Source organism: Proteus hauseri ATCC 700826 (genome assembly GCF_001654965.1).
GTDB classification, from domain to species: domain Bacteria; phylum Pseudomonadota; class Gammaproteobacteria; order Enterobacterales; family Enterobacteriaceae; genus Proteus; species Proteus hauseri.
In genome coordinates this window covers 66066-78207 of sequence record NZ_LXEV01000024.1, presented here as the reverse complement: position 1 = coordinate 78207, position 12142 = coordinate 66066, and the positions used below count along the sequence as shown (strand labels likewise).

The 12142-nt window shown below is 37.3% G+C and carries 11 protein-coding genes; 5 read left to right on the top strand and 6 right to left on the bottom strand.

Annotated features, from left to right (window positions below; genetic code table 11):
- Positions 1 to 14 precede the first annotated feature (14 nt).
- Both purN and purM read right to left on the bottom strand, forming a co-directional pair.
- Complete coding sequence (gene purN, locus M997_RS11405; RefSeq protein WP_064720245.1) at positions 15 to 644, bottom strand: phosphoribosylglycinamide formyltransferase; 630 nt, start codon at positions 642 to 644, stop codon at positions 15 to 17.
- Positions 645 to 668: 24 nt separating this feature from the next.
- Complete coding sequence (gene purM / locus M997_RS11400) at positions 669 to 1709, bottom strand: phosphoribosylformylglycinamidine cyclo-ligase (protein ID WP_064720244.1); 1041 nt, start codon at positions 1707 to 1709, stop codon at positions 669 to 671.
- 230 nt (positions 1710 to 1939) lie between these two features.
- On the opposite strand from purM, the gene upp reads away from it, so the two are divergent.
- The 4 genes from upp (at position 1940) to hda (ending at position 6363) form a co-directional block, all read left to right on the top strand.
- On the top strand, positions 1940 to 2566 hold the full coding sequence (gene upp / locus M997_RS11395) for a uracil phosphoribosyltransferase (protein WP_064720243.1): 627 nt from the start codon (positions 1940 to 1942) through the stop codon (positions 2564 to 2566).
- A 103-nt stretch (positions 2567 to 2669) separates the two neighbouring features.
- Positions 2670 to 3971, top strand: coding sequence for a uracil permease (gene uraA, locus M997_RS11390; RefSeq protein WP_064720242.1), 1302 nt, complete (start codon positions 2670 to 2672; stop codon positions 3969 to 3971).
- Between the two features lie 308 nt (positions 3972 to 4279).
- Positions 4280 to 5485, top strand: a complete 1206-nt coding sequence (locus M997_RS11385) for a mechanosensitive ion channel family protein (protein WP_064720241.1) — start codon at positions 4280 to 4282, stop codon at positions 5483 to 5485.
- A 170-nt stretch (positions 5486 to 5655) separates the two neighbouring features.
- Positions 5656 to 6363: a DnaA inactivator Hda gene (hda, locus tag M997_RS11380; protein WP_064720287.1), complete on the top strand. Its 708-nt coding sequence runs from the start codon at positions 5656 to 5658 to the stop codon at positions 6361 to 6363.
- Positions 6364 to 6564: 201 nt separating this feature from the next.
- Here the strand turns inward: hda and M997_RS11375 are convergent, their stop codons facing one another.
- From M997_RS11375 to bepA, 3 genes are all read right to left on the bottom strand, one after another.
- Complete coding sequence (locus tag M997_RS11375) at positions 6565 to 7818, bottom strand: MFS transporter (RefSeq protein ID WP_064720240.1); 1254 nt, start codon at positions 7816 to 7818, stop codon at positions 6565 to 6567.
- A 694-nt stretch (positions 7819 to 8512) separates the two neighbouring features.
- The gene (gene arsC, locus M997_RS11370; protein ID WP_064720239.1) at positions 8513 to 8869 is read right to left on the bottom strand and encodes an arsenate reductase (glutaredoxin); all 357 of its coding nucleotides are present in this window, start codon (positions 8867 to 8869) and stop codon (positions 8513 to 8515) included.
- 8 nt (positions 8870 to 8877) lie between these two features.
- Complete coding sequence (gene bepA, locus M997_RS11365; RefSeq protein ID WP_064720238.1) at positions 8878 to 10350, bottom strand: beta-barrel assembly-enhancing protease; 1473 nt, start codon at positions 10348 to 10350, stop codon at positions 8878 to 8880.
- Positions 10351 to 10504: 154 nt separating this feature from the next.
- Here bepA and M997_RS11360 point away from each other — a divergent pair, with 154 nt between their 5' ends.
- Positions 10505 to 11584, top strand: coding sequence for an AI-2E family transporter (locus tag M997_RS11360; protein WP_064720237.1), 1080 nt, complete (start codon positions 10505 to 10507; stop codon positions 11582 to 11584).
- Between the two features lie 83 nt (positions 11585 to 11667).
- Here M997_RS11360 and bcp read toward each other — a convergent pair whose 3' ends face one another.
- Positions 11668 to 12138, bottom strand: a complete 471-nt coding sequence (gene bcp / locus M997_RS11355; protein ID WP_064720236.1) for a thioredoxin-dependent thiol peroxidase — start codon at positions 12136 to 12138, stop codon at positions 11668 to 11670.
- Positions 12139 to 12142: the final 4 nt, after the last annotated feature.

Sequence of the window (12142 nt, the reverse complement as noted above, 5' to 3'; positions counted from 1 at the left end):
CTTAAATGAAATAGTTAGTCTAAATTATCGAAAAGCGCGACACCATCTAGAAATGATTGATTATCAACCATTTTTAACCGTTCCTGAGCTAACCAACTAATTGCTAATGGATAGATTCGATACTCTTGAGTTTGTATTCTGGCTTGTAGTGATTGCTCAGTATCATCGGGTAATACAGGAATACGAGCTTGAAGAATCATTGGGCCACCATCGAGTTCTTCAGTAACAAAATGGACGGTAACACCATGAAATGAATCTTTATTTGCCAATACTTGTCGATGAGTATGCAATCCGGGGTATTTGGGAAGCAGTGAAGGATGAATATTTAATAAGCGCTGCTGATAATGAGTGACAAAAGCTGGCGATAAAATACGCATAAAACCAGCAAGTACCACAATATCAGGCTGATAAGCATCGATTTGTTCAATCAATGCTTCATCATAAGCGACTCTATCACTAAAGTTGGCTGGGTCGATAAAATGAGCAGGAATATTCGCAAGCTTTGCGCGTTCAAGCCCATAAGCCTCGGGTTTATTGCTAAATACCGCAACAATATTACCTGCTATTTCATTGCTTCTACAGGCGTCGATAATCGCCTGTAGATTGCTACCATTTCCTGAAATTAGGACAACAATATTTTTCATTCGCACGTTTCAGTTAATATTTTGTTAACTAATAACAACTTGGGCTTCATTTGCCGCCTGAGGCGCAATTTCACCAATTAACCATGCTTTTTCACCACTTTCATTCAGTAGTGCTAGTGTTTTTTCAACATCAGTTTGGTTAATTGCGATTAGCATACCCACGCCACAGTTAAAGGTGCGATACATTTCATGTGTGCTAACTTGCCCTGCATTTTGCAGCCATTGGAAAACTATTGGCCATTCCCAGCTATTACTATTAATACGCGCTTGCGTATTTTCAGGTAGAACGCGAGGAATATTTTCCCAGAATCCACCACCTGTAATATGAGCAACAGCATGAATATCAATATTTTCAATTAATGAAAGTAGTGATTTTACATAAATGCGAGTAGGGGCTAATAAGTGATCAGCCAGTGTTTTATCACCTAATGGGGTGTTTTCAGCAGATGTATTGCTGACTTCAAGAATTTTACGTACTAATGAATAACCATTAGAGTGTGGGCCGCTTGATGCTAGCGCAATTAATGCATCACCTGCTTTTACTTTGCTACCATCAATAATTTCTGATTTTTCAACAACACCGACACAAAACCCTGCAATATCATAGTCGTTACCATGATACATGCCTGGCATTTCTGCTGTTTCACCACCAACAAGAGAACAGCCCGATAGTTTACAACCTTGCGCAATACCAGTAACAACTCGTGCTGCGGTATCGACATCGAGTTTTCCTGTGGCATAGTAGTCAAGGAAAAACAAGGGCTCTGCGCCTTGAACGATTAAATCATTGACACACATTGCGACGAGATCAATACCGATATCATCGTGACGATTCAAGTCCATCGCAAGGCGAAGTTTAGTACCAACGCCATCAGTACCTGAGACTAAAATGGGTTCGCGGTATTTAGTTGGGATTGCACATAATGCGCCAAAACCACCTAACCCCCCCATAACTTCAGGACGGCGAGTCTCTTTTACTACATCTTTGATACGTTCGACTAAAGCGTTACCTGCATCAATATCGACACCGGCATCTTTATAGCTGAGAGAGGATTTGTTTGTCACTTCGGGCCCTCACGGCAAGTTGCGTTAAGATAAAATGTGTGCGGATGCTATTCTAACAGGCTAAGCAATCGTTTGCGAGGATCTTCTTTTTAGATCACAATTATTCATGTTGGTGCGGTTAAAAGCTGTGCGTTTGATCAATATCAATAGAAAAACGATGGATTGTTGACAAAAAAGCGGTATAATCTCGCGATTTTTTTGTCAGGCTGCGTCGTACATTAGGAGAAATTATGAAGATCGTTGAGGTAAAACACCCACTCATTCAACATAAATTGGGGCTGATGCGAGATCATGATATAAGCACTAAGCGCTTTCGTGAACTGGCTTCAGAAGTTTCCAGTCTACTGACGTATGAAGCTACCGCCGATTTAGAAACAGAGACAGTAACAATTGAAGGTTGGTGTGGCTCGGTAGAGATAGAACAGATTAAAGGAAAAAAAATCACAGTAGTTCCTATCCTCCGTGCAGGTATCGGGATGATGGATGGAGTATTAGAAAATATTCCTAGTGCCCGAATCAGTGTTGTTGGCGTTTACCGCGATGAAGAAACATTAAAACCCGTCCCTTACTTCCAAAAATTAGCATCCAATATTGAAGAGCGTATGGCTCTTGTTGTTGACCCAATGTTAGCAACAGGCGGCTCTATGATTGCCACAATTGATTTATTAAAAAATGCTGGCTGTACTTCAATCAAAGTATTAGTACTTGTTGCTGCTCCAGAAGGAATTAAAGCATTAGAAGAAGCACATCCAGATGTTGAATTATATACTGCATCGGTTGATAGCCATCTTAATGAGCACGGGTACATTGTCCCAGGTCTTGGTGATGCTGGTGATAAGATATTTGGTACGAAATAATAATTAAGCCGACTTTGATAGTCGGCTTTTTTTTGGACTACTTATCTTTAACTAAACGATATTCAAAAATCATTTCACAACATACTAAAGAGAGGTCGTAAGCATGACTCGTCGTGCAATCGGGGTAGAAGAGCGCCCACCATTATTACAAACGATTCCGTTGAGCTTCCAACATCTGTTTGCAATGTTTGGCGCTACCGTACTTGTGCCAATTTTATTTAAAGTAAATCCGGCAACAATATTATTATTTAACGGGATCGGAACCCTGCTTTATCTCTTTATCTGTAAAGGACGCATTCCTGCTTATTTAGGTTCCAGCTTTGCGTTTATTTCTCCAGTGCTTCTTTTATTACCTTTAGGTTATGAACTTGCACTTGGGGGATTTATTGTTTGTGGGGTGTTATTTTGTCTTGTTGCTGGAATTGTGAAAATAGCAGGGCGAGGATGGATTAATGTGATGTTTCCACCTGCGGCAATGGGTGCTATCGTTGCCGTTATTGGTTTGGAATTAGCAGGAACTGCAGCTGGAATGGCGGGTTTATTACCTAGCGCAGATAATCCTGTAGATAACACAACATTGCTTATTTCAATGGTCACTCTTGGCGTAACAATTTTAGGTTCTGTTATGTTCAGGGGATTCCTTGCAATTATTCCTATTCTTATCGGTGTATTAGCGGGTTATGCGCTTTCTTTCTTTATGGGAGTCGTTGATATTACACCAATTAAAGAAGCTAATTGGTTTGCATTACCTACTTTTTATTCACCTCGGTTTGAATGGAGTGCCATCTTTATTATTCTGCCAGCTGCATTAGTGGTTATTGCAGAACACGTTGGACACCTTGTTGTGACTGCAAATATTGTGCAACGTGATTTGATGAAAAATCCTGGTTTGCATCGTTCTATGTTTGCAAACGGTTTCTCTACCATTATTTCAGGTTTCTTTGGCTCTACACCTAACACCACTTATGGTGAAAATATCGGCGTTATGGCAATAACCAAAGTCTACAGTTCTTGGGTTATTGGCGGCGCTGCAATTTTAGCTATATTACTCTCTTGTATCGGTAAATTGGCAGCGGCAATAGCTGCGGTACCTGTACCTGTGATGGGTGGGGTTTCATTACTGCTTTATGGGGTTATTGGGGCATCAGGTATTCGCGTGTTATTAGATTCTAAGGTTGATTACAATAAGCCTCAAAATTTAATATTAACTGCAATTATTCTGATTGTTGGTGTGAGTGGTGCTTCAATTCAAATTGGTGCTGCTGAATTAAAAGGTATGGCGCTAGCAACAGTAGTTGGTATCGTGTTAAGTCTGGTCTTTAAGTTAGCCAGTATTCTTCGCCCAGAAACAGAATTGGTGGATAACACCCTTGAATCTGTTAATGAGCAATCAAATAAAAAGTAATTCTAAACTATACGCATAAATATATACATTGACGCGCTAAAGCAAAAATATCGAATTTAATTAAAAGGTGGCTAATTCCCACCTTTTTTATTGGTAAATTTTAATTTTGCTGGCTTAACTCGCTAAGATTTTTACTGTAAATAGTGTTTAAAACTTAGAAAAGCGCTTATTTATCCATATTGATGTTTATTTAAATAAAATAAATGAGACAATGATAGTCAGTGCTGTATGAAATGTAGTTGTTACTTGCATTTTTTGTGGTGTGTCTTCAAATGATTAACAGTATTTAAAAGGTGCGAGTGTTATTTATGGAAGAGCTGGTTAAAGTTTACGATTTTATTGTATCAAAGCAGATTTTCACCACACTATTTTTAGTTGTTGTGTTATTGACGGTGTGGTTTCTTGCCAAGATGATTTTTCGCAGAATAGTAAAACGCTTACTGTTTTTATTTACTGAATTATCTGATGAAGAGACTATTGGTGATATTGCGAAAAGGAGTGCATCAATTGTTGCTGTAACATTGGTTCTTTATATCAACCAGCTGTTACCTTCTTTTTCGCCAGAAATGAATATTATTTTTGAAACAGTATGTCGCGCCTTTATCATCATAAATACGGCTTCGCTACTCAATAACGCGCTTGATATTTTCAATCTTAGACACGCTAAAAAAACTTGGCATCGTAATAACTCAATTAAAGGTTATATAGAAATTGCCAAAATTATTGTTTGGCTCATCTCGTTTATTTTGATCCTTGCTTTATTTACTGAACAATCACCGCTTATTATTATCTCTAGTTTTGGTGCTATTGCTGCTGTTTTAATGTTTGTTTTTCAGCACACACTAATGTCTTTTGTCGCTAATATTTTGATTTCTAATGGTAAAGTGTTAAAGCTTTATGATTGGATAGAACTACCAAGTAGTAATATTAGTGGTGAAGTAATAGATATCGCACTACACACTATTACTGTCCGCAATTGGGATAACACTATTTCACGTATTCCAACAAAAGATTTCTTAACAGAAAAATATACTAACTGGCAGCCTATGTTTTCTTCTGGTGGGCGTCGGATTAAACGTAGTTTTTATATTGATCAATCTTCTATTTCATTTGCAACAGAAGCGCTATTTAATGAATTAAAAGACACGCCAGCTTTAAGTAAAAGCATTGAAGCCATGCTTGAAGAAAAAGAAGCAGATATTGAAAATATAAATGAGTGGATGGTTAGCAAAGGTGTGACTAATCTGCAGTTATTTAGAAAATATATGCTCAATTGGATAAAGATGCGCGGTGATGTTCGGGCTGATATGTATTTAGTTATAAGAACAATGCCACCAACTCCAATGGGGCTTCCTGTAGAACTATACTGCTTTACTCGAGCAACAACATGGATTGAATATGAAGAGACGCAATCAGAAATTTTTGAATATATTAATGCGTCAGCAAAATATTTTAAGCTCGACATTTATCAGCAGCCTTCGGGAAATGATTTAACTAAATTAAGATTTAAATAACTTAGTGGATAGTAACCGAATATTAAACAGTCTATTTATGGTTGTTAAATAGACTAACTAATAGATTGTTACTGGGATTTTAAATAGCTTTCTGTGCTTTTTGAATATTGGTTCTGACCTAGAGAGAATTTGTGTTAGAATCACGACGTTTATTAAACTATTCAGGTGAGGTGCTTCTGAATACGCCGTCGCAGCTATCATTACCACTATCTCTGCCCGATGATGAGACATTCGATAGCTTCTATGCAGGGGAAAATGCGTCATTAGTCGCTGCAATACGAACCGCCATCCACCAATCTCATGGCAGTTATATCTATTTCTGGTCTCGTGATGGGGGCGGGAAGAGTCATCTATTACATGCCGCTTGTGCAGAACTTTCTGCCGCAGGCGACGCCGTTGGTTATGTGCCATTAGATAAACGCGCTTATTTTGTCCCCGATGTTCTTGAAGGTATGGAACATTTATCTCTTGTTTGCATTGATAATGTGCAATGTGTTGCAGGTGATGAAGAGTGGGAACTTGCGTTATTTAATCTTTATAACCGTGTATTAGAACTTGGTCGCACATGCTTATTAATTACTGGTGACAGACCTCCTCGCCAAATAGATTTGCAACTTCCTGATTTAGCATCACGCTTAGATTGGGGGCAAATCTACCGTTTACAGCCTTTAAGTGATGAAGAAAAAATTCAAGCTTTACAACTAAGAGCTAAACTACGCGGTTTTGAATTACCTGAAGATGTTGGTCGCTTTGTATTGAAACGTCTTGACAGAAAAATGCGTACCCTTTTTGAAATGCTTGATGAGCTTGATCGCGCCTCTATTGTTGCTCAAAGAAAACTAACAATTCCTTTTGTTAAAGATATTCTGAAGCTTTAGTGTTGTCCTTATTTTGCATTACCTAAGATGTGGTAAGTTATTTTGCTAGCCACTTTTTTGTTTTTTTATTTCAAAAAATTATTTATATCATTCTTTCTAAAAATCAACACTCGCACCCGTGTAATGAAGAATTAATAGGCATAAAAAAAACCGCTTGTTTATAAACAAGCGGTGAGAGATTACTGAAATAATTTTATTTAATTAGTTTGCTTCTACTGCTGCTTTTGTTTTCTTCTGTGGGATCAGTAAGAAAATAAGGTATAGCACAGTAATTGCTACAGTATAACCAGTGAAGATCAGCCAGAACATTTTCCAATCAACAATGCTATCGGTAGTGTATAAATCGATAACCCAACCACTTAACATCGCACCTAAATAAGTACCAAAACCATTCACTAAAGTCATAAACATGCCTTGAGCGGTTGAACGGTATTGCAAAGGGATCTCTTTTTCTAAGAATAATGAACCTGAGATATTGAAGAAGTCGAATGCACAGCCATATACAATCATGGATAGTAATAAAACGATTTGGCCTAACGATGTGTAATCACCATAAGCGAAGAAACCGAAACGTAAAATCCATGCAATCATACTAAATAGCACGATAGTTTCGATTCTTACACGTTTTAATAATAGTGGTAGGAATAAGATAAAGACGACTTCTGATATCTGTGAAATAGATAAGAACACAGAAGGATAACGTGCAAAGAATGAATCATCAGCATTAGGTGCTTGTGCAATATCTTGCAGGAATGGTACACCAAAAGTATTCGTGATTTGTAGCACTGAGCCTAATAAGGTTGCAAAAAATAAGAAAACAACCACGTTTCTCTTTTTAAATACTTGCAAAATATTTGATAGACTAAATGCGGCAACTTCTTCTTTCGCTGCATTTTTATCAGCAGCTTTTGTTGCTGGTAGGAACATCGCAAATACAGCTAAAACAATTGATGCAATTGCAGCAACAAACAATTGGTGATAGCTATTTCCTAATCCTAAAAAACTAATCACCCACATTGCAGCAATAAAGCCGACAGTCCCGTAAACGCGTATTTTGGGGAAATAATTATTAGGTTCTAAATGTTTTTGTTCTAACAGCTCAAAGATAATACTGTTTGCCATGGAAATACTTGGCATAAAGAACAATAAATGTAGCAAGGTAGCAAAAAATAGGGTTGTGACGGTTGTCATTTGTGACATTAGCACAAGGGCTAATGCTGAGAAGATATGCAAAGTAATAAAAACAAGCTTACGGTTATTTATTTTATCTGCAATAAATCCCATGACGACTGGTGCAATAAGCGAAGCAAGTCCTAGTGCACTAAAAATAAGCCCAACATCGCTACCTTTAAAATGAAGTTCACCAAACAGATATGAGGCAAACGTAACAAGCCAAGAACCCCAAATAAAAAACTGGAGGAATGAGACAAGTTTTAGTCTGAGTACGATATTCATCTATTTTCCTATTAGCCTGACAATCACCTAACATTTTTATGATGATTATTTAGTTTTATTCGCCCATATGTTGGCTATATTTTTAACCGATCCTGTTTCTATCTATACTTTATTTTAAATAAATAATTTGCCATCAAACAAAAATAGATAACAAAAAGAAAAGATAGAAATGTTTAGGATTGGGTTCACATTGCTATGTTGTAATATTGTTATAAACCATAAATCGGTTGTTAATTTCTTTCTTGGATGATAGTGAAAATAGATAAAGGCTAAAATTTGCTACCCATTATTTTTGCCATCATATTTTCTGATGCCCATAATATGTATGAATGCAATTGTGTAAAGAGACTTGAGTCACAATACAAATGAAACGTTGCATAAATTTTTTCTTATAGGCGGGATGTTATACGCAGTAATGTGATCGAGATAGCTATTTTGCTATCTGCTTATAAACAAGTCATAAAAAAAATGAAAGTGAGATGAAATTTTTTGAAAGGAAAAGATTTATAAACTTATTTCTATTAAGGATATTAAAAAGATGAGACTAATTACACTAGTTACATTTAATTAACATGTGATGATTTAATTAGCGATTATGTAATGAGAAAAAATTATCGGATGTTTATAGATATGAGTGTGAATAGATAAAAAGCCCCTTTTTTTACTGAAAAAAGTAGAGGCTTTTTTAGATTAATTAAAGAAATAACGCTTTCACTTGCTCGGGAGGGCGGCCTAAACGTGCATTATCACCAACAACCACAATAGGACGTTCAATTAATTTAGGGTTGTCATGCATTGCTTGAATAAGTACATCTTGCGAAGATTCATCCGCCAATTTTAGCGTTTTATAAATCTCTTCTTTTGTACGCATCAATACTCTTGCATCATTAAAACCTAATGCCTTAAGCAGCGATTTGAGCTCTTTTACTGACGGTGCGTTATCTAAATAATGAACCACTTCAGGTGTTATTTGCATTTCTTCTAATAAATGTAAGGTTTCACGGCTTTTTGAACAGCGTGGATTATGATAAATCGTCACTTTCTTGGTCATGTTTTCCCTTATTTAAACTGACTATCTCTTTGCTGAATTTTACGTAATTGATCTATACGAGCATCAAACCGAGCTTGATCGTTACTGCCTAATTTTACCTGACGGCTAGCATCGCCAAGGTAACGAATGGCCGTTTCAAAATCGCCTCTAAGCGCTAAATCTTCTGCATAAGCGGCTAATTCATGAGCTCTATCACCTTGTTTTGCTGCATTTTCAGCAGTTAATTGCCAGCCAATAGGATCATCCGGGTTATCAAAGGTATAACGATAAAGTAGTTTATTGGCTTCATTATATTGCTTGTTATGCATATAGGCATTGGCCAAGTTAGCAATAATAACTTTATTTGTTGGGGTTCGTTTTAAGGCATTTTGTAACCGTGCAACAGCATTGCTAGCAAGGTTTTGCTCTAAATCAATATCTGTGATGGCATCAATAAGCCAGATATTATTTGGATCTTTTTCTAACATTGGTGTGAGTATTTTTCTCGCATCATCAAATTTACGGTCACGAGAATAAATCAACACTTGTGCATAATTAGCAGCAGATTTTTCTAATTCTGTACCATTGTTAAACTGATCAAGTGCTGTTTGTAAGGCATTATCTGATGCAGGCGCATTATTAAGCATGGCTAATACGCGCATTTTGGCGAACAGAAAATCGGCTGATTGTGGCAATTGACGCTGTTTATATTGTGATGCACGGCTACGCGCATCAGATAAACGACTATCTGGTAAGGGGTGCGTCAGCAGCATTTCTGGTGGTTTAGAACTATATCTTACTTGATCCGCCAAAATTTGCATAAAATCGGGCATTCCTTGTGGGTCAAACCCGGCACGATAAAGAGTTTGTATACCAATGCGGTCAGCTTCTTGTTCGTTCATTTGTGTAAACGTAATCATATTTTGCTGAATACCTGCCATACTCCCAGTAAAAGTAGCAAGTCCTGCGTTAGGGTTTGCCATAAAAATGAGAATAGAACCTAAAACACCAGCGAGAGCCAAAGGGGTTGTTTTTGATTGATCTTCAAGCATTCGTGCTAGATGGCGCTGTGTAACGTGAGTGATTTCATGTGCCATAACAGAAGCCAGTTCGCTTTCATTTTGGCTATAGCGAAAGAGTGCGGAGTGCAGCACGATATTGCCACCAAAATAGGCGAAGGCATTTATATTTTGGTTGTTAACTAAATAAAAATGGAAAGGCGTTTTCACTGAGCTTGCATTTGAAACAAGTTTTTGCCCTAGATTATTGATGTAATTAGAAAGTAGGGGATCAAAAACTAATGGTGCACTATTCCTCAGTTGACGAGTATAGTAATCACCCATAGCGATTTCTTGATTGATACTTAGGGTTGAACCCGCCGTCGTTCCCATATCAGGTAATGAATCTTCTATATCAATCGCAGCGTGAGCAGGCACCACTGATGTTGATAGCAAAGCAGAAACAAGAAGCGCGACCAATGGTTTTTTAAGTCTGAGTTTCATACAACAGCATCCTGATGGCTATCTTAACTAAAAATTAATAATTAATGATGTATCATAGCAAAACCTAACGTAAAATCTGTCAAAAGTTCATTGCTATTGTAAACCAAAACACATAGATATATTTTACTTGTTATTATAAAGGACCTCGATTTTCATGCTGGACTTGCTTGTTCAATGGTATAAACGCCGCTTTGCTGATCCTCAGGTTATTGCCTTAGTGTTCATCTTAATTGCCGGCTTTTCAATTATCTACTTTTTCAGTGGCATACTGGCGCCATTATTAGTGGCGATTGTGCTTGCTTACTTATTAGAGTGGCCAACACATTTGCTTGAAAAATTAGGTTGTGCCCGGGTATGGGCGGTATCAATCATTCTGACACTATTTATTGGTGTTAGTGCCATTGTAATTTTGATTTTAGCGCCAACCGTTTGGCAACAAGGCATGACTCTCATTTCTGATTTACCTAATATGATAAATCGATTTAATGATTTTGCTCGTGAATTGCCTGATCGTTTTCCTGCGCTAGTTGATGCAGGCATTGTGGATATGATGGCTGAAAATTTACGTAGCAAACTGTCTACTGTGGCAGAATCGGTGCTAAAAGTTTCTCTCGCTTCATTGATTGGTATTATTACACTTTCTATTTATCTTATCCTTGTACCGTTAATGACTTTCTTTTTATTAAAAGATAAACAGCAGATGCTAAATGCAGTGCGTCGTGTTTTACCTAAAAATAGAATATTAGCTGCACAAGTATGGATAGAGGTGAATCAGCAAATTACCAATTATATTCGAGGTAAAGTAACAGAAATGGTGATCGTGGGAATATTCACCTATTTTGTCTTCGCTTTTTTCGATTTACGCTATTCCGTTTTACTGGCCGTGTTGGTAGGCGTGTCAGTGCTGGTTCCTTATGTCGGTGCAGTATTAGCGACTATTCCAGTGATTGTGATTGCGCTTTCTCAATGGGGATTAGGTTCTGATTTTTGGGCTCTATTTATTGCTTATTTAGTTGTCCAAGGGTTAGACAGTAACTTGTTGGTACCTATTTTGTTTTCTGAAGCGGTTAATATGCATCCTTTAGTCATTATTTTATCCGTTATTATTTTTGGTGGAATGTGGGGATTTTGGGGGGTCTTTTTTGCCATCCCATTAGCAACATTAATTAAAGCAGTACTTCATGCCTTACCAGATGAAATTGCGAATGATCAACCAGATAGAAAGAAAATATAATTTAGTTGATGAGATAGTTTTAACTAAAATGAAAAACAGACAGTGAAAACTGTCTGTTTGTTTTTAAAAACGGAGCATACAAATTATGGATGTTGTGCCAGATACTCAAGCACAATTTGGTGGTGATTGCTGGTTTTAAAGTTATCGAAAACATGTTCAACAACACCATTTTTATCAATGAGAAATGAAGTACGATGAATGCCATCGTAAGTTTTCCCCATAAATTGTTTTTCACCCCAAATTCCAAATTTTTCTGCAACTTGATGATTTTCATCTGAAAGCAAAGTGAAGTTTAACATCTCTTTTTCTGCAAAACGTGAAAGCTTTTCCGATTTGTCAGTGCTAATACCTAGTACTTCGACTTTGGCTTTTTTTAGTGCATCCATCTCATCACGCAATCCACAGGCTTGAGTAGTACAGCCTGGTGTCATTGCTTTTGGATAGAAATAAACGAGCACACGTTGGCCAGCGAAATCAGACAGATTAATGATCTCTCCATCTTGATCGGGCAGACTGAATTGAGGTGCCTTCTCACCGGCTTTTAATGGGTTCATTAGG